This is a genomic window from Bradyrhizobium sp. USDA 4452 (assembly GCF_054063575.1).
On sequence record NZ_JBSSGK010000001.1, the window covers coordinates 5,484,371 to 5,503,130 of the forward strand.

At 64.9% G+C, this 18,760-nt stretch carries 16 protein-coding genes; 9 read left to right on the plus strand and 7 right to left on the minus strand.

What is annotated here, in order from left to right; genetic code table 11:
- Positions 1–96 precede the first annotated feature (96 nt).
- Genes ispH through rnhA form a run of 3 tightly spaced genes read left to right on the plus strand, consistent with a single transcriptional unit; the run spans position 97 to position 2,506 of the window.
- Positions 97–1,071, plus strand: a complete 975-nt coding sequence (ispH, locus tag ACVISU_RS26200) for a 4-hydroxy-3-methylbut-2-enyl diphosphate reductase (protein WP_456708792.1) — start codon at positions 97–99, stop codon at positions 1,069–1,071.
- 5 nt (positions 1,072–1,076) lie between these two features.
- Positions 1,077–2,057 carry a homoserine kinase gene (locus ACVISU_RS26205; RefSeq protein ID WP_456708793.1) on the plus strand — a complete coding sequence of 327 codons (981 nt, stop codon included), beginning with the start codon at positions 1,077–1,079 and terminating at the stop codon, positions 2,055–2,057.
- Positions 2,045–2,506, plus strand: coding sequence for a ribonuclease HI (gene rnhA / locus ACVISU_RS26210; protein WP_456708794.1), 462 nt, complete (start codon positions 2,045–2,047; stop codon positions 2,504–2,506). Before ACVISU_RS26205 ends, rnhA begins: the two co-directional genes overlap by 13 nt.
- Positions 2,507–2,598: 92 nt before the next feature.
- Here rnhA and ACVISU_RS26215 read toward each other — a convergent pair whose 3' ends face one another.
- The 7 genes from ACVISU_RS26215 to ACVISU_RS26245 form a co-directional block, all read right to left on the minus strand.
- On the minus strand, positions 2,599–5,916 hold the full coding sequence (locus ACVISU_RS26215) for an autotransporter domain-containing protein (RefSeq protein WP_456708795.1): 3,318 nt from the start codon (positions 5,914–5,916) through the stop codon (positions 2,599–2,601).
- A 489-nt stretch (positions 5,917–6,405) separates the two neighbouring features.
- Complete coding sequence (locus ACVISU_RS26220; RefSeq protein ID WP_229196031.1) at positions 6,406–6,891, minus strand: peroxiredoxin; 486 nt, start codon at positions 6,889–6,891, stop codon at positions 6,406–6,408.
- Positions 6,892–7,102: 211 nt separating this feature from the next.
- Positions 7,103–7,660, minus strand: coding sequence for a DUF924 family protein (locus ACVISU_RS26225; protein ID WP_456708796.1), 558 nt, complete (start codon positions 7,658–7,660; stop codon positions 7,103–7,105).
- Positions 7,661–7,686: 26 nt separating this feature from the next.
- Entirely contained in the window at positions 7,687–9,369 is a 1,683-nt protein-coding gene (locus ACVISU_RS26230) for a long-chain fatty acid--CoA ligase (protein ID WP_050405539.1), read from the minus strand.
- Between the two features lie 178 nt (positions 9,370–9,547).
- Complete coding sequence (locus ACVISU_RS26235; RefSeq protein WP_456710898.1) at positions 9,548–10,921, minus strand: D-alanyl-D-alanine carboxypeptidase family protein; 1,374 nt, start codon at positions 10,919–10,921, stop codon at positions 9,548–9,550.
- 252 nt (positions 10,922–11,173) lie between these two features.
- Complete coding sequence (locus ACVISU_RS26240; protein WP_050405568.1) at positions 11,174–12,952, minus strand: glucan ABC transporter ATP-binding protein/ permease; 1,779 nt, start codon at positions 12,950–12,952, stop codon at positions 11,174–11,176.
- A gap of 242 nt (positions 12,953–13,194) precedes the next feature.
- Positions 13,195–14,250, minus strand: a complete 1,056-nt coding sequence (locus ACVISU_RS26245) for an ABC transporter substrate-binding protein (protein ID WP_456708797.1) — start codon at positions 14,248–14,250, stop codon at positions 13,195–13,197.
- Between the two features lie 263 nt (positions 14,251–14,513).
- Here ACVISU_RS26245 and ACVISU_RS26250 point away from each other — a divergent pair, with 263 nt between their 5' ends.
- The 6 genes from ACVISU_RS26250 (at position 14,514) to ACVISU_RS26275 (ending at position 18,735) form a co-directional block, all read left to right on the plus strand.
- Positions 14,514–14,939, plus strand: coding sequence for a hypothetical protein (locus tag ACVISU_RS26250; protein WP_456708798.1), 426 nt, complete (start codon positions 14,514–14,516; stop codon positions 14,937–14,939).
- Between the two features lie 124 nt (positions 14,940–15,063).
- Positions 15,064–15,465, plus strand: coding sequence for a phosphoribosyl-ATP diphosphatase (gene hisE / locus ACVISU_RS26255; RefSeq protein ID WP_456708799.1), 402 nt, complete (start codon positions 15,064–15,066; stop codon positions 15,463–15,465).
- 64 nt (positions 15,466–15,529) lie between these two features.
- Positions 15,530–16,111 carry a YqaA family protein gene (locus tag ACVISU_RS26260; RefSeq protein WP_050405535.1) on the plus strand — a complete coding sequence of 194 codons (582 nt, stop codon included), beginning with the start codon at positions 15,530–15,532 and terminating at the stop codon, positions 16,109–16,111.
- A 124-nt stretch (positions 16,112–16,235) separates the two neighbouring features.
- The gene (locus tag ACVISU_RS26265; protein ID WP_456708800.1) at positions 16,236–16,823 is read left to right on the plus strand and encodes a hypothetical protein; all 588 of its coding nucleotides are present in this window, start codon (positions 16,236–16,238) and stop codon (positions 16,821–16,823) included.
- Between the two features lie 170 nt (positions 16,824–16,993).
- Positions 16,994–17,962, plus strand: coding sequence for an NAD(P)H-dependent flavin oxidoreductase (locus ACVISU_RS26270; RefSeq protein WP_456708801.1), 969 nt, complete (start codon positions 16,994–16,996; stop codon positions 17,960–17,962).
- On the plus strand, positions 17,962–18,735 hold the full coding sequence (locus tag ACVISU_RS26275) for a thioesterase family protein (protein WP_456708802.1): 774 nt from the start codon (positions 17,962–17,964) through the stop codon (positions 18,733–18,735). The genes ACVISU_RS26270 and ACVISU_RS26275 overlap by 1 nt, the downstream gene beginning before the upstream one ends.
- The last annotated feature ends 25 nt before the right edge of the window (positions 18,736–18,760 follow it).

An 18,760-nucleotide genomic window follows, 5' to 3' on the forward strand; every position in this document is an offset into this window, starting at 1 on the left:
CGCCCGAAAGCAGTCCCAAGTCCTTATCCTAACTGGCCGTTCCCCGCCCGCCCGGCGAGGGGTGATTCGGTCCCGAAATTGCCCCGAGACAGCCTGATGTCAGCGAAAAAACCCGATCTTAGAATCGTGCTTTGTTCCCCCCGCGGCTTTTGCGCCGGGGTGGTCCGCGCCATCGATACGGTCGAGCGCGCGCTCACCATGTATGGTGCCCCGGTCTATGTCCGGCACGAAATCGTCCATAACAAGTATGTGGTCGATAGCCTGAAGACCAAAGGCGCCATTTTCGTCGAGGAATTGGCCGAAATCCCCGACGATACCAACGCGCCGGTGGTATTTTCGGCCCATGGCGTTCCCAAGTCGGTTCCCGCCGAGGCCAAATCCCGCAATTTCTTCTCGCTGGACGCGACCTGCCCGCTGGTGACCAAGGTCCATCGCGAGGCGGCGATCCATTTCAAGCGCGGCCGCGAGATCCTGCTGATCGGGCACTCCCATCACCCCGAGGTGGTCGGCACCCTGGGCCAGCTGCCAGAGGGCGCCGTGACCCTGATCGAGACCGCGGAGGATGCCAAAACCTTCGTGCCGAAGGACCCCGACAACCTCGCCTTCGTGACCCAGACCACGCTGTCGATCGACGACACCGCGGAGATCGTGGCGCTGCTCAAGGAGCGCTTCCCGAACGTCAACGGTCCGCACAAGGAAGACATCTGCTACGCCACCACCAATCGCCAGCTCGCGGTGAAGAAGGTGGCACCGGTGGTCGATGCCCTGATCGTGGTCGGCGCGCCGAACTCGTCGAACTCGCAACGCCTGCGCGAGGTCGCCGAGCGCGAAGGCTGCCCCATCGCGATTCTTGCCCAACGGGCCAGCGACATCGACTGGGCGCGCTTCGAAGGCATCAAGAGCCTCGGCATCACCGCGGGCGCCTCGGCGCCGGAAGTGATCGTCGAGGAGATCATGGGCGCCTTCGCCGAGCGCTTCGAGCTTCACGTGGAGACGGTCTCGGCCGCGGAAGAGAACGAGTTCTTCCCGCTGCCGCGTTCGCTGCGGCCCGACGCTGCCGCCGCGGAATAGACCATATGGCGGTTTACACCGACGTTGCCGCCGAAGACCTCGCGGAATTCCTCAAGAGCTACGACATCGGCGAATTGCTCTCCTACAAGGGCATCGCCGAGGGCGTCGAGAATTCGAACTTCCTGCTGCACACCAGCCAGGGCGCCTACATCCTCACGCTCTATGAAAAGCGCGTGGCGGAGGACGACCTGCCGTATTTCCTGTCGCTGATGGCGCATCTCGCCGAGCGCGGGGTGTCGTGCCCGCAGCCGGCGCGCAACCGCAAGGGTGAGGTCACCAGCCGGCTCGCCGGCCGGCCGGCGGCGATCATCAACTTCCTCGAAGGCATGTGGCCGCGGCGGCCGAACGTCGCGCATTGTTCAGGCGTCGGCGAGGCGTTGGCGAAAATGCATCTGGCCGGCCGCGACTTTCCGCTGGTCCGCAAGAACCCGCTGTCGGTTTCCGGCTGGCGGCCGCTGTTCGATCTCGCCGCCGCGCGGGCCGACAGCGTGCAGCCGGGCCTGCACGACTTCATCGCGCGCGAGCTCGACCATCTCGAAGCTTTGTGGCCGGCGGAACTGCCGGTCGGCGTGATCCATGCCGACCTGTTTCCCGACAACGTCTTCTTCCTCGGCGACAAGGTCTCGGGCCTGATCGACTTTCCGTTCGCCTGCAACGACATCCTGGCCTACGACGTCGCGATCTGCCTCAACGCCTGGTGCTTCGAGCCGGATCATTCCTTCAACGTCACCAAGGCGCGCGCGCTGCTCAATGCCTATGGCCGCGAGCGGCAATTGTCGGCGGCGGAACAGGCCGCGCTGCCGCTGCTCGCGCGCGGCGCAGCGCTGCGTTTCCTGCTGACGCGGCTGGTCGACTTCCTCAACGTGCCGGAAGGTGCGCTGGTGCAGCCGAAGGATCCGCTGGAATACGTCCGCAAGCTGCGCTTCCACCAGAACGTCGCTGGTCTCAACGACTACGGCATCACGCCGGCAGGATGCGCGGCGTGAGCGACAAGCCGCATGTGATCGTCTTCACCGATGGTGCCTGCTCCGGAAACCCCGGACCGGGCGGCTGGGGCGCGATCCTCAGATTCGGCGACGTCGAGAAGGAATTGAAGGGCGGCGAGGCGCACACCACCAACAACCGCATGGAGCTGATGGCGGCGATCTCGGCGCTGGAGGCCCTGAAGAAGCCCTGCGTGGTCGACCTCATCACCGACAGCCAATACGTCCGCCAAGGCATCACCGGCTGGATCCATGGCTGGAAGCGCAACGGCTGGCGCACGGCCGACAAGAAGCCGGTCAAGAATGTCGAGCTGTGGCAGCGCCTCGACGCCGCGCTGAAGCCGCACGAGGTGCGCTGGCACTGGATCAAGGGCCATGCCGGCCACGCCGAGAACGAACGCGCTGACGAGCTTGCGCGCGAAGGCGTGGCGATGGCGAGATTGAAGGGGTAGGCGCGCCACCGTAGGGTGAGTAGAGCCAACGGGGCCGCGCGTTGCGCGGACCCGCTGGCTCTACCCATGCTACGATCCTGGCTATCCGTCGCTCACCACTGATAACGCACTACGCCCTTGCCGGCATAGCTGGTGGTCACGCTGGAAAACTCGCCCTCGAAGGTTGCGGCCGCGGACCAGTTGTTCAGCCACCGCATCTCGACTGACGCGGTCGTCAACGCGGATTCGCGGGCTTGGGCAGCGCCGTTGACCACGAAGGATGCGCCGGGCAGAGTCTGGAACGTGCTGGTGACCGAGCGGTCGGGGTTGAAATCGTGTGCCCAGGCGAGGCGGCCGCGCAACGTCAGCACGGCATTTGAAACGGCAAAGGATTTATCGGTCCGGATGCCGAGCTCGCTGCGGCTGTCAGTGACGCTGCGGGCGGCATCGGCGAGCGCAAAGGTTGACGCGCCGGTGACGACACCCTCGGCATAGGCCGGCAGGTTGAAGGTCGTGAACTGCCCTGCCGCATAAGGCGTGATGCCAATACCGCCGATCCACGGTGTGACAAAGCGGTAGCCGCCCTCCAGGCGGCCGGAGTACGCATTGGCATTGAATTCGGCGCGAAGCTGGTCGGCGCCCGCGACGGTCACCGTGCGATTTGTCGTGATGTCCTGCCAGCCATAAGCGAGCGCAGCCGAGACATAGGCGGCACCTTCAGTGTGGCGCAGATAGGCGCCGGCCTGGAACAGATCCGAGCGACCGGAGCCACCGTTGGTCACGGAAAAATTCGTGCCGCCGCCGGCCAGCGCAAAGCCTGCGATCGTGTTGGGCGAGAACAGGTAGTCGGCACCGACGGCGGTACCGTAGATGCTGCTGCTGGTATTGTTCGATCCCGTTGCCGTGTTGCCGTCGGTCGATTGCGAGCCGCCGAAACCTGCTGCCCACACGCTCCAGCGCTGCTGGAATGGCGCGGCAGGCGGCGCCTTGGTGAACATCGCATAGGCGTCGTTGTTCTTCCTCGCCGCATAGGCGCTGGCGCTCTCATCGACAAAGCCCGGCGCGCCCGGCATGACATCGGCTCCGCCGATCCGGGTCAGGAAGGGATCGGTGAGAACCCCCATGAACTGGCCCATGGCGTCAAACGTCGTTTGCTGCGAGCCGGTCGCGGTTTCGCCGGAGACCTGCGTCAGCGCATTGGCCAGGCTGGCGCCGGTCAGGAAGAACAAATTGACGAAGCCGGGCGGCAGCGTGCCGCCGCTGTTGAAGAAGTTGTTGAGCGCGGTCGCGACGTTCTGCTGATTGCCGTTGAGGCCCGGCGTCGCGATCCCGCCGGGCGTGACGGGCGGCGGCGGTCCGATCGTCGACACCAGGTTCAACACCACGTCGGTGTCCGTATAGCTCAGGCTCGCGATGAAGTTGGCGAGGTTGACGGTCTTCAGCGCATCGAACGTGGTGCCGTTCAGCCCCGCCGAATGCAGGATGGTGTATTGCTTGCTCAGGCTGCTGCCGGCGGTGAACACCGTCTGCACATTGCCGGCCAGCGCGGCCGTGCCGTTGACATTGACGAGCGACGCCGTCGCGCCGTTGACCTGCACCAGATAGAGCGCACCTGAGGTGAAGGCGAGATTGCCGGCGACCGTCAGCGTGCCCGGCGTGCCGGTGAGCGGTCCCGGCACGGTGATGCCGAGACCTGGTATCACGATGCCGGGCGCCAGGATGCCGCCGTTGATCAGCGTCGTGCCGACAGTGCCGGTCCCGCTGAGCACGCCGGGGACATTGAAGGCGCTGTTGACCGTGGTCAGGGCCGAGCTCGCGATCGAGCCGTCCACCTCGAGTGTGCTGCTCACGATGGTGTTGCCGGTGTATGTGTTGGTCCCCGAGAGAATCACCCTTGCGAGCGATGCCGGAGAGGCGGGCACGACGAATGAGCCGGTCCCGGCGAGCGTCGCGCTGATATTGCCCGATTGAACCTGGAAGGTCCCCGACGAGGCGAGGGTGCCGTTGGCGATGGTGCCGGCGAGCATGAACAGGCCGCCGTTCTGCGTTTGGGTCGAGCCACCGAGATCGAGCGTGGCACTGGGGCTCAGCAGCTCGAGCGAATTTGACGCAAGACCGAGGGTCCCGGCGCCGACCAACCGCAAGCCCCCGGTGGCGAGCGTGGTATCGCCCGAATAGGTGTTGGCACCGGAGAGCGTCAGGGTCCCGTCTGCATATTTGGAGACGGAGCCACTGCCCGAAATGACACCGGAGAATGTGGTGTTCGCCCCGGGGAAGCCGGTCAGCCCGAGGCCTCCCAGATTGCCCAGCGTGATATTGCCTGCGCCGGCGAGCGAGGCGATATTGACCAGGTGGCTATTGAGATCGAGGGTGGCGCCCGCGGCGACATTGAATGCGCTTTGTGGTGCGAAAGCGAAATCAGCGCCCGCGCGCAGCGTTCCGGCGAGCACATTGGTCGGCCCGCTGTAGCCCGCGGTACTCGATAGTCCCACAAGCGTGAGCGTCAGGGTGCCGGCCCCGGTCTTGGTCAGACCGCCGGTTCCGGTGAATGCGCCTCCGAAGCTCACGTCGTTGCCGTTGGTGTCGAAGGTGCCGCCGCCGGCATTCATCGTCACGGCGCGCGTTGCCGCGAGCGTGAAGCTGTTGGTGAATTGCAGCGTGCCGCCGTTGAAGGTGAGACCGCCGGTCGCCGCGCCGAGATTCTGGTCGGCCGCCACCGACAGCCTGCCCCCGGCCAGGGTGGTGCCGCCGGTGTAGCTGTTGGCGCCGGTGAGGCTTGTGACGCCTGCGAGCACATTGACCGAGCCGCCGCCGGAAATCGTGGGAGCGAAGACGTAGTTTGTGGATGTGTGATTGAAGTTGATGGTCCCGGTGCCGGCGCCAAACGACACGCTTGCGGCATTGAGCGTGCCGGCCGCGGCCGCCGGACTGCCGGCGGCGGCGCCGATGTTCAGCGTCCCGCTCGACCCGGCCTGGACTGCCATCTGGAGCGCTGGTGCCGTGACCGAGCCGCCGTTGGCGATCGTGAGCGTTCCGGCACCGCCGTTTCCGACGACGATATTGCCGGTCGAAGTCCAGCTCGAACCCGTGCCGGTCACGTTGACCGTGCCTTGGGCGCCGGAGGAGAGACCGAGCACGCCGGTGGATGTGGCCAACGTCCCGCCGCCGTTGACGGTCAGTAGCCCGGTGCTCGACAAGCCGACTTGCAGATTCGTCGTCGCGGCACCCGGTGTCCCGATCACGGCCGGATTGGGCGTGACAGTATCGAGTTTCGCATCATTGCCGGCCGCCGGAACGCCGTTGCTCCAGTTTCCGGCGGTGAACCAGTCGGTGGAGGTCGTGCCGGTCCAGACGGTCTGTGCGAACGCAGGATCACTCGCTACGCACAACGCAATCAGGCCGCCGAATGCTCCCGCGCGCCGCAACTTCATGATGCCTCCCCCGCGGGACGGCTTCGGGCCTTATTTCCCGGTCACCGCCCGTGTCCCAACCTTCGGTTGAAAACTACCGTCCGGAGGCCACAGACACAAGATGTCGACGGCGACACAAACCGTGGGGTGTTGTCATCTCGCGGACATAAATCGCAGCGTTTGGAAGCGGCAGGCGCGTGCCATGAAGCGGCCTGCGTAGGGTGGGTAGAGCCAACGAGTCCGCGCGATGCGCGGCCCGATGATAAACTCAGCGAAACCCATCATCTCGATCCGCGGCACGAAGGCGATGGGTTTCGCTGCGCTCTACGCGTCCTACGGACCTGCGATTCCCGGCGAGTTTCCCTCTCCCCTTGTGGGAGAGGGTGGACGCGATGCGCAGCATCGCGGACGGGTGAGGGGTCCTGTCTCCGCGGATGGAGACCCCTCATCCGGCGCGGATTGCATCCGCGCCACCTTCTCCCACAAGGGGAGAAGGGAAGACGCGTCAGCTCAGAGCTGCCCGAGCAGCGTGTCGCCGCCGGAGACCTCGACCTTGCCCGGAGCCGGCTCCTTGTTGAGCTTCTTCACCACGCCGTCCTCGACCAGCATCGAGTAGCGATGGGAGCGGATGCCGAGGCCGTTGCCGGAGGCGTCGAGCTCCATGCCGATCGCCTTGGTGAAGTCGGCATTGCCGTCGGCCAGGAAAACGGCTTCGTCGCGCTGGTCGGTGTCGCGCTTCCAGGCGTTCATCACGAAGGCGTCGTTGACCGAGACGATCGCGATGGTGTCGACGCCCTTGTTCTTCAAGGCATAGGCGTTGAGGAAGATGCTCGGCAGATGCATCTTGTGGCAGGTGCCGGTGTAGGCGCCGGGCACCGCGAACAGGGCGACCTTCTTGCCCTTGAAAATGTCGTCGGTGGTTTTGACCTGCGGACCCTCGGCGGTCATCACGCGAAACTTGGTTTCCGGCAGCTTGTCGCCAACATTGATGGTCATCGTCGTTCTCCCTCGGTGAAGCGGAATTGTCTTAAACCCGGCTACGGCACGGCACAATACGGGCTCGCCGAAGAACGGCAATGGCTGAGACTAAAGCGTTTTCTAGCGAAGTGGGTACCGGTTCGCGTGAAGAAAACGCGTCAAAACAACAATCTGGAGCCCCCGTTCCGATGCAATCGGAACGGAAAAGGCTCCAGTCACTGTTCCGTCATCAGCCGGAAAACCCGCCGGCGTCGAGGAAGGCCTGCTCCTCGGCCGTGGTCTGCCGGCCCAGGACCCGATTCCGGTGCGGGAAGCGGCCGAACCGGCGGATCATGTCGGCATGGTCCTCGGCATATTTCAGATTGTCGGGATGGCAATCATACTGCCGGAACAGCGTCACGCAGCGCTGCTGGTCGTCGAGGTCCTCGGAATGCTCGAACGGCAAATAGAGGAATTCGCGCAGCTCCGGGTCGGTTCGCGCATCGACGCCGCGGTCAATGGCGCGCCTTGCCACCTCGCGCGCCAGCGCATCGCTTGAAAAGGTCCTGGGGTCGCCTCGAAACAGGTTTCGCGGAAACTGGTCGAGCACGATGATCAGGGCCAGCGCGCCCCCGTCGCTCGCCTCCCATGACGACAATTCGCCGGCAGCCGCCTTCTGCCAGGTGGCCAGGAAGCGGTTGCGGATGTCGGCATCGAAGGCGTCGTCGCGCTTGTACCAGCGATCGCGGCCAGCCTGGCGCCAAAAGGCGAGCACGTCGGCAGGCGTCGCGATGCGGGCGTCAGTCATGTCGATCCAACGCCCGCTTGCTGTTGTCAGGCCGCGGCCTTCTTCTCGTCGCGGAGCTCGCGACGCAGGATCTTGCCGACATTGGTCTTCGGCAGGTCGGTCCTGAACTCGATCTGCTTCGGCACCTTGTAGGCGGTCAGCTGGGTGGCGCTGAACTTGATGATGTCCTCCGCCGTGACGTTCGGGTCCTTCTTGACGACGAAGGCCTTCACCGCTTCGCCGGACTTCGCGTCGGGCACGCCGATCACGGCGCATTCGAGCACGCCCGGATGGCTCGCCAGCACTTCCTCGATCTCGTTCGGATAGACGTTGAAGCCGGAGACCAGGATCATGTCCTTCTTGCGGTCGACGATCTTGGTGTAGCCGCGCTCGTCCATCACGCCGATGTCGCCGGTGCGGAAATAGCCGTCCGCGGTCATCACGCGTGCGGTCTCGTCCGGCCTGTTCCAGTAGCCCGCCATCACCTGCGGACCCTTGGCGCAGATCTCGCCGGCCTGGCCGAGCGGCAGCTCGTTGCCGTCGTCGTCGCGGATCGACAGGTGGGTCGAGGGTACCGGAAGGCCGATCGAGCCGGAGAACTCGTCGGCGTCGGCGGGGTTGCAGGTCAATGTCGGCGAGGTCTCCGACAGGCCGTAACCTTCCGACAGCGCGCAGCCCGTGACCTTCAGCCATTTCTCGGCGACCGGCTTCTGCGTTGCCATGCCGCCGCCGAACGAGGTCTTTAGCTTGGAGAAGTCGAGCTTGTCGAAGCCGGGCGTGTTCAACAGGCCGTTGTAGAGCGTGTTGACCGCCGGGAAGCTGTTGACCTGGTACTTCGACAGCTCCTTGATGAAGCCCGCCATGTCGCGCGGGTTCGGGATCAACAGATTGACGCCGCCGGCGCGCACCGCGAGCAAATAGCACGCGGTCAACGCGAAGATATGGTAGAGCGGCAGCGCGCAGACGATGAAGAGCTGCTCGACATGCGGCGGCTTCTTCAGCGCCGGCTGCAGCCAGGCGTCATTCTGCAGCACGTTGGCGAGCACGTTCTGGTGGATCAGCGTGGCGCCCTTGGAAACGCCCGTGGTGCCGCCGGTGTATTGCAGGAAGGCGACGTCCTGGCGCGTCAGCACCGGCTTGTTGAGCTTCATGCCGCGGCCGGCCGACAGCGCCTCGTTGAAGCTGACCGCACCCGGGATCGACCAGGTCGGGACCATCTTCTTCACCCGGCGCACCACCAGGTTGACGATGACGCCCTTGAGGCCGAGCAGGTCGCCCATGCTGCCGACGATCACGGTCCTCAGCGCGGTGTTAGGCAGCACCTTCTGCACGGTGGTGGCGAAGTTCTCCAGCACGATGATCGCTTCCGCGCCGGAATCCTTGAGCTGATGCTCGAGCTCGCGCGGGGTATAGAGCGGATTGACGTTGACCACGGCATAGCCGGCACGCAGCACGGCTGCAGTCGCGACCGGATATTGCAGCACGTTCGGCATCATCAGCGCGACCCGCGCGCCCTTCTGCAGGCCCTTGCTCTGCAGGTAGGCGCCGAGCGCGGTCGACATCTCGTCGAGCTCGCGATAGGTGATCGCCTTGTCCATGCAGATGAACGCCTTGCGATCGGCGAACTTCTTGAAGCTCTCTTCCAGCAATTCGACCAGCGACGAATATTGCGTGACGTCGATATCGGCGGGCACGCCGGCCGGATAATGCTTGAGCCAGATGCGCTCCATAATGGTTATTCCCTCTCTCAAATTTTGGCTGACGTCCCGGATTGCTTCCGGTTTTCCGACCCTTGGTCGTATTATTCTTGGCCGCGGTATTTCGGGCAGTATTGAGCGATGCCGCGGCCGATGGCAAGCCGCTGCGCGCTATCGACGCATTGGGAATTCGGAGAGGGCGGCGCTCCGCCTAGCCTGCCGGCTTGGCGTCGGCCTTCGGCTTCTCAGCCTTGGGCTTCACCGCAGGCTTTGCTGCCGCCGGCTTGCCGGCAGGCTTTGCGGCGGCCGGCTTGTCCGCGGCGGGCTTCGCAGCTGCGGCATCCGGCTTGGCGTTGGCGTGACGCACCGGCTTGGCGGCCGGCTTGCTGTCCGACTTGGAGGCGCTCTTGGCGTCACCCTTGGCGTCGTCAGCCGCATCGGACTTCTTGCCGGCGACGCGGGTGTGCTTGCCCTTGGCGCGCTTGGCCGGCTGCAGCTTCTCGGTATCGGCCTCGACCGCGGCGATCAACGCAGCGCCGGTCTTGGTCGGTCCCGTATAAACCACCACCGGTTCGGACGCCGCTGCCGGCTGCGCCAGCATGTCGGCCGGCTTTGTCGGCATCGCGGCCTGCAGACCCGAGGCGAAGAAGCTCACGCCACTGTCGCCGTTGGTGCTTGCGCCGGCGCTGGCGACGGTGTCTTCGCCGTCCTCGTCGCTGGCGGGCCGCTTGTGCTTGGCGCCGCACATCTCCTCGCGCAGGTTCGGCGGGGTGGTATCGATCGGCACCAGATTGTCGACGGTGCCGAGCGAAGGCCGCAGCCACGCCAGCCCGTTATTGGCAAAGCCGCGATCCAAAAGTTGCGCGGCGCGGATTGCGCGCATGCGGCCCGAGGAGGCGCCGAGCACCACGGCGATCAGCCGTTTGCCGTCGCGCGTCGCCGACGCCACGAGATTGTAGCCGGAGGCGCAGATGAAGCCGGTCTTGAAGCCGTCGGCGCCGGGATAGCGGCCGATCAGCTTGTTGAAGTTCTGGGTGACGCGGCGGCCGAAGCGGATCGACGGGATGTGGACGAAATATTCGTATTCCGGCAGGTCGCGGATGATGGCGCGGGCGAGGATCGCCATGTCGCGCGCCGAGGTGATCTGGCCGTCGGCGGGCAGGCCGTTCGGGTTGACGTAGCTGGTTTGCGTCATGCCGAGCTTGCGCGCCGTCTCGTTCATCATCCCGGCAAAGCCGTCGATCGAACCGCCGATGCCCTCGGCCAGCACCACGGCCATGTCGTTGGCCGACTTCACCAGCATCATCTTGAGCGCGTTGTCGACGGTGACCTGGGTGCCGGGCCGAAGCCCCATCTTCGAGGGCGACTGCGACGAGGCGGTCGGCGACACCGTGAGCAGCGTATCAAGCGACACCCGGCCGTCCTTGACCGCCTTCAGCGTCACATAGGCGGTCATCAGCTTGCTGAGCGAGGCCGGATACCACGGCATCGTCGCATTATCGGCCTGCAGCACCTTCCCGGTATCGGCCTCGACGACCAGCAGCGCCTCGGCTTGCGCGATCTGCGGCGTTGCGATGGCGAGCATCGCGACGGCCAGAATCCATTTCAACGACGGGCGCAGCGGGCGAGGAAAATACACGACGGTTCCGGTCCTTTGAGACCCGCCTTCGAGAAGGAGGTCTTGCGATGTGACATACGGGTTTCAAGCGTGTCCGGCGCCGCTTTGCGGCGATGCAAACCCTATACCGGCTTGCCAGCAGAGAACAGAGGCCGGCGCATTATATCGTGGACGAAATCGGCTGAATTTCGGCAGCCGTCTCAATTGGAAACGGGAGAATTATGGTGTCTCGATGCCGGCGCGTGCCTGCTCCTGGACCATGAATTGGGCCCGCGCGAGATCGGCAAAACGCCCGCCTTTCGCCACCAGTTCATCGAAAGTTCCGCTTTCGATCACCCGTCCCTGGTCGAACAACAGGATGCGGGTGGCGTGGCGGATGGTCGAGAGACGGTGCGCGATCACGAAGGTGGTGCGGCCCTTCATCACTTCGTCGAGAGCAGCATTGACCTTGGCCTCGGTGACGGCGTCGAGCGCGCTGGTCGCCTCGTCGAGGATCAGGATCGGCGGATCCTTGAGCAGCGCACGCGCAATCGACAGCCGCTGCCGCTCGCCGCCGGACAGCATGCGGCCACGCTCGCCGGCATGGGTGTCGAACTTCTTTTCGCTGCGCTCGATGAAATCCAGCGCCTGGGCACGTGTCGCGGCGGTACGCAGCTCCTCATCGGTCGCGTCAGGCTTGCCGACGCGGAGGTTGTCGGCGAGCGACCGGTTGAACAGCAGCGCCTCCTGGAACACGACGCCGATGTTCCGCCGCAGCGCCGTCAGCTTCATCGCGCGTATGTCCATACCGTCGATCTTGATGATGCCGGATTGCGGATCGAACGCGCGATGCAGCAGCGCGATCGCGGTGGATTTGCCGGCCCCGGTCGAACCGACCAGTGCGATGGTCTGGCCCGGCAATGCGGTGAAGCTGAGATCTTCGATCGCTGGCCGCTTGCCGTCATAGGAGAACGAGACGTCGTTGAATTCGACGAGGCCGGACAGCCGGCCGGGGTCGATCGCACCGGGCCGGTCGCGCACCGCCGGCACCGCATCGAGCACGTCGAAGAATTCCTGCAGGCGAGGCGCTTCCATGAACACATTGTTGATGAAGCTCACCACCTGCTCGAGCTTCTGGATCAGCATGGTGGCGAACGAGACGAACATCACGATCTCGCCGACCGTGGTAAGGCCTTGATTGTGGAGCGCGATGCCGACGGTGAAGATCGCGAGCACCGTGATGGTGGTCGAGGCGCGCGTGATCACGGTGACCAGCGCCCACCATGACAGCACCGGCATCTGCACCGCGAGCAGCTTGTCGGCGACGTAGCGCAGGCCCTGCACCTCGGAATCGATCCGCACGAAGCTCTGCACCAGCGCGACATTGCCGAGCGCGTCGGAGGCGCGCGCCGAGAGGTCGCTGTAATAGGCCTCGACCTCGCTCTGCATGCCGTAGGTCTTGCGCACCACCATCGTCGTCAGCGCCGTGAACACGACGCAGAGCGCGAACAGCAGGATCGCCAGCCGCCAGTTGATGTAGAGCGCGAGCGGCAACAGCACGATCAGCGACATGATCGCGGCGAAATGCTCGCGAAAGAAGCCGAGCCAGAGCCGCCACAGCGCGTCGGTGCCGTTCAGCATCACCTTCATCAGTCGCCCGGAATGGGTGCCGGAGTGGAACGTCAGCGGCAGTTGCAGGATGTGCTCGAAATAGTCGGTCAGCACGGCCTGGCGCTGGCGGTGCGCCAGCCGGTCGGCCTGCAACGCGACGATCGCGCTGCAGCCGATCGTGAACAGGCCGAATGCCGCCCAGGCCGCGAGCAGCGGCCATGCCGAGGAGGTCGCGAACAGCCCGGTGACCGGCCGGCCCGACAACACGTCGACGATCTTGCCGAACAGCACCGGCTCGGCGAATTGCGCGCCGGCGAGCAGCATGTTGGCGGCGGCGAGGATCCAGCCGAGCCGCGCCTCCTTGCCGAGCAGTTCGAGGACGCGCGTATAGAGACGAAGCATGGACATGCCGGCGGGACTCATCAGCGGTGGGCGCCCGGTCAGGCGGGATGCAATCTAATCAGGGTTCGCCAGCGAGGGCCAGCGGTGACAGCGCGTCATCCTCCCAGTTTATGGGGCTCGGCCTATGTCGTCATTGCGAGCGAAGCGAAGCAATCCATTGTCACCGCGCGCGTGGCGAGATGGATTGCTTCGTCGCTATCGCTCCTCGCAATGACGGGGAGAGCGAGTTGTCGTAAGCAAACCGGCTCTCAATTCACCAGCCGGCCATCGATCGGCGGCAGGAATTGATCGTCGAAGATGTCGACGGCGCGCGGTCGCTTCTGGAATTTGACGTCCTCCGCGAGCTGGTCGAGCGACCGCTCGAAGCGCTCCGGCTCGATGCCGCCGAGGCCGTTGCGCTTCACCTCGCTGGTCAGGATGTTGTCGCGGAGAATGGCGGTGAGCCGCTCGAGCTCCAGATCGCGCGACCCGCCATCCATCCGGCTCACCACCTCGTTCGCCGCACGGGCGGGGTCCTTGACCGCGAGGTTGGTGCCGCCGATCACTGCGCGCACGAAGCCTTTCACCGTGTCCGGCCTCGCCGCCGCAAGGCGCGGGCTGACGATCACGGCAAAGCCGTAGGCCTCGCAGCCATAGTCGGCGAAGCGCAGCACCGCGAGATCATCGGCGGGCACGCCGCGATCGCGCAGATTGATCGCCGAGAGGTAGGGGAAGCCGGTGACGGCATCGATCTGTCCGGCGGACAGCATCGGCTCGCGCACCGCGGCGCTGATGATGTTCTGCTTCACGCTCGCAAGCTGGATGCCGTTCTGCCTGGCGACCGCAGGCCACAGCCGGACCGTAAGGTCGCCCTCGGCGACGCCGAGGTTCTTGCCCTGGATATCGGTCAGCACCTTGATGCCCCGGCTCTTGCGGGCAATGATTGCATAGGGCGCCTGGTTGAACAGCACGAACACCGCCTTGACGGGAGCCGCACCTGGCTTGTCGCGAAAGCGGATCAGCGAGTTGATGTCGACGAGGGCGAAATCGCTCGAGCCGTCGGCGACGCGCGCGATCGCATCCGCCGAACTGGTGGCGACGTTGGTGCCGACCGCTAGGCCCTCGGCGCCGAACAGGCCGCCGGCCGACGCCATCACGAACGGGGCCGCAGCAGCATCAAGCGGACGATCGAGCGTGAACTGGATGGTGAGCGGCTGCGGCGCATCGCCGGCGCGCAGCGGTGTGACGGCCGGCCACACGCCGCCCGAAAGGCCGATCATGCCGGCCAGTATCCAGCGGAGAACGGTGGTCCGACTTACCTGCATCATCACATCCGGGAGGCGAGACAAAGTGCCGCGCCGGCCGCGCCTGCTTCATGACACCGAATGCGCCAGGGCAAGGGTCATTTCAAGCTGCAATTTCAAGCGCCATTGCACGCATTTTGCCCCAGACAAGGTGAACGGCCGATGACTGCCTCGATTTCATGTCAGGGTTGTTCAGCTTGCGTTCGGTTTGGGGAACCTAATCTAGGTGGAGTGGGTTAGCTCACCGAGGCCCGTCGGGCCGGCTTCCACAAAGGATGACTGCAATGTTTGCGCGAAAAGGTGTTTTTTCGTCCATTGGCCGCGCAGCCACATTGGCAACGGTTGCCGCGGTGGCGTTGACGGCCGTTGAGCCGACGATGGCGTTCGCGGGCTCCGCTCCTGCGGGCAAGGCGGCCGCCGTGACCACATCGCACGGCACCAGCGGAGCGACCGACATCAGCGCGCGCCGTCGCTACTATCGTGGCGGAGGCGGTGGCGCGGCCGCTGCGGCCGTATTCGCCGGGATCGTCGGCACGGGTCTGGCAATCGCGGCAGCCCAGAACCGTCGCGACTATTACGATTCCTATGGCTACTACGACGGCGGTCCCGCCTATTATGGTGGTGGCCCGGCCTATTACGGCGGCGGACCGTATTATGGTTATCACGGCTATTACGGGCGCCGCTCGGCGCTGCCCTATACGCCGTACTGACACGCATCCTCGGTTCTCAGAACTGTCACAAAACATCGAATCCACCGGCTGCGAGGCCGGTGGATTTTTCGTTGTCGGTTCGCCCGTTAACACGCTGGCGACGCGTTTCGATTAGGCTCGCAGGATGAGTGATTCGATCGAGCGGCTTTACCAGGCGGTGATCGCGGCCAAGGATCTTGATCCGGCTACGTCGCGCACCGCACGGCTGTTTCAGCGCGGGCCGGCCAAGATGGCCAAGAAGCTCGCCGAGGAGGCGGTCGAGGTCGTGATCGACGCCGTCAGCGGCAAACCGGATGCGGTGGTCCGCGAGAGTGCGGACCTGCTCTACAATCTCACCGTTCTCTGGGCGTCGGCCGGCGTGAAGCCGGGGGATGTCTGGCGCGAGATGGAGCGGCGCGAGCGGCTGCTCGGGATCGCCGAGAAGCTGCCGAAGTCGCCGGTCAAGATTCCCAAGACCGCGCCCGATCCGGTGGTTCGGCGTCGAATTGTCGCGCTGGAGAACCGGCTGCGCAAACGGCAGTCGTAAATCAACCAAAATTCGATCCATTCCCGGCATGGACAAATCCGCGCCATGATGGTTCATCGCGCCCATGTTGAAACGGATTTACGACTGGTGCGTCGCGGCGGCCGACAAGCCCTACGCACTGTGGATTCTCGCCGCCGTCGCCTTCGCCGAAAGCTCCTTCTTCCCGATTCCTCCCGACATCATGCTGTTGCCGATGTCGTTGGCGCGGCCGAAGCGGGCCTGGTGGTTCGCGGCGGTCTGCACCGTCGCGTCGGTCGCTGGCGGCGTACTCGGCTACGCGATCGGCGCGCTGCTCTATGACTCGCTCGGACAGTGGCTGATCCACCTCTACGGCCTCTCCGACAAGGTCGATGCGTTCCGCACCTCCTATGCCGAGTGGGGCGCCGTGATCATCCTGGTGAAGGGGCTGACGCCTATCCCCTACAAGCTCGTGACGATCACCTCGGGCTTTGCCGGCTACAACATCTGGCTGTTCATCCTGTGCTCGATCGTCGCACGCGGCGGCCGCTTCTTCTTCGTCGCGGTGCTGCTCAATCGCTATGGCGATGTCATCCGTGCCGAGCTCGAGAAGCGGCTCGGCCTGTGGGTTGCGATCGGCGCGATCGTGCTGGTGCTGGGCTTTGTCGTCGCATTCAAGCTGATCTAGGGCTTCGGTTCTGACTAAATCAGACCCGAAGCTCCAGCTTGTTGTTTCGGCGCGTTTTCTTCACGCGAACCGGTATCCACTTCGCTCGAAAACGCTCTAACCAAAGTTCTAGCTGTCCGCGTCTATGCTCGCGGACGGCTTCGGACTACGGTCGCTGCGTTGGCTGATGGAACGACGACCGGTGAATCTCGCGAGACTCAATCCCGCCAAGGCGTGCGCTGCGATGGCGGGCCTTGTGCTGTCGATGGCGCTACCTGCGACCGATAGCGCGCGGGCGCAGACTGCGCCGCCCGTGCTCGGTGTGCAGTCCCCCGCGCAGCAACCTGCTGAGTCTCAGACGCAACAGATCGAGCTGCCGCCCGCGCGCGAGAATCCCGGACTGATCAACGAAATCGAAAAGCTGTTCGAGAAGTCGAAGTCGGTGCTGCCGCCGCTGAAGAGCCCCGGCGATACCTTCAACGACTTGTCGAACCTGGCGCGGCCCTCGACGATGGTCACCGGGCGTGCGGCCTGCGCGGTGGCCGCCAACGGTGCGCCCGACTGCAAGATCGGCGCCGACCGGCTCTGTCAGAGCAACGGATACAAGGAAGGCAAGGGCATCGATATTGCCGCCACGGAGAAATGCTCGCCGCTGGTCTATTTGCCGGGCCACAAGCGCGGGCCGAACGACTGCAAGACGGAAAATTTCGTGACACGGGCGGTCTGCCAATAAGGCGGGCAAAATCGCCGCTGGGATGCCACACGCCTGCGGAAAATGCCGCGTGTGGATGAGGTTTTGTCATCCTTTTGCAGCGCCAAAACGCAATCCTTGACAGTGGAAAGATTGCCTTGTTGGTATGACGCTCAGCATTCGAGACCAACCAGCTTGAGGATCCGCCGCCTATGTCGATGCCTGCTCTGTTCAAGGGCCGCCTGTCTCTTCCCGTGATCGGGGCGCCGCTATTCATCATCTCGGTGCCCGACCTCGTTATCGCCCAGTGCAAGGCTGGCGTGGTCGGCTCGTTTCCGGCGCTGAATGCGCGCCCGCCGGAGCTGCTCGACGAATGGCTGTACCGGATCAAGGAAGAGCTCGCCGCTTACGACAAGGCACACCCGGAGCGGCCGTCGGCGCCGTTCGCGGTGAACCAGATCGTGCACAAATCCAACAACCGGCTCGATCACGACATGGCGCTTTGCGAGAAGCACAAGGTGCCGATGATCATCTCCTCGCTCGGCGCGCGCGAGGAGCTCAACCAGGCCGTCCACGGCTGGGGCGGCATCGTGTTCCACGACGTGATCAATCAGAAGTTCGCACACAAGGCGATCGAGAAGGGCGCCGACGGCCTGATCCTGGTCGCGGCCGGCGCCGGCGGCCATGCCGGCACGATCTCACCGTTCCCGTTCGTCTCGGAGACGCGGCAGTGGTTCGACGGGCCGATCGCGCTGTCGGGCACCATCGCCAACGGCCGCGCCATTCGCGCCGCGCGCATCATCGGCGCCGACTTCGCCTATATCGGCTCCGCCTTCATCGCGACCAAAGAGGCAAACGCGGTCGAGGGCTACAAGAGCATGATTACCAATTCGTCCGCCGAGGACATCGTCTACTCCAACCTGTTCACCGGCGTGCACGGCAACTATTTGAAACCGTCGATCGTCGCAGCGGGCATGGATCCGGAAAACCTGCCGACCTCCGATCCCTCGAAGATGAGCTTCGGCACCGATGCGTCGGGTGAGCGCGCCAAGCCGAAGGCCTGGAAGGAGATCTGGGGCTCCGGCCAGGGCGTCGGCAGCATCTCGAAGGTGGTGCCCGCGGCCGAACTGGTTGCGCGCTTCAAGAAAGAGTATGACGAGGCGGTCGATCCGGCGCTTTGATGGACCCGATCTTTCGCGTCGACGGCGACCGCATCGTCACCAGTCCTGATGCCGCGGGTCCATGGGACCCGCGGATGCAGCACGGTTCGGCGCCCGCCGCGCTGGTGGTGTGGGCCGCCGAAGCCATCTCCACGCCGGTGCCGATGCGGATCGCGCGGGTCACGATCGACCTGATGCGTCCGGTGCCGGTGGCGCCGCTGACGGTTTCGAGCGAGATCCAGCGCGACGGCCGCAAGATCCAGCTCTGCGGCGTCAAGCTGTTCGCCGACGGCGTTCTCGTCGTCTCGGCCACCGTGCTGAAGATCAAGCACCAGGCGGCCGAGCTGCCGCCTGATGTCGCAGCGCTTCCGGTCGATCTGCCGGGCCCCGACGAAAGTGCGGTCGAGCCGGGCAATCTCGCGAACAGTCCGTTCGTGAAGAACATTTCGATGCGGGCCGCGCGCGGCCGCTTCGGCGTGCTGGGTCCGGGCGCGATCTGGTTCCGCGTCGACCGCCCGCTGATCGCCGGCGTCGCCGTCTCGCAGGCGATGCGCGCGGTAGTCGCCTCGGATTTCTCCAACGGCGTTTCGCCGGCGCTCGATTTCAGCCAGTGGATCTTCATCAACGCCGATCTGTCCGTGAGCCTGGCGCGCGAGCCGGTCGGCGACTGGATCCTGCTCGACAGTGAGACCTGGATCGGGCCCGACGGTGCCGGGCTTGCGATGTCGCGGCTCGCCGACCAGCGCGGCTATTTCGGCCGTACCGTCCAGAGCCTCGTGATCGATCGGCGCTAGCAAGGGCTACCGTTCTCCCACCTAC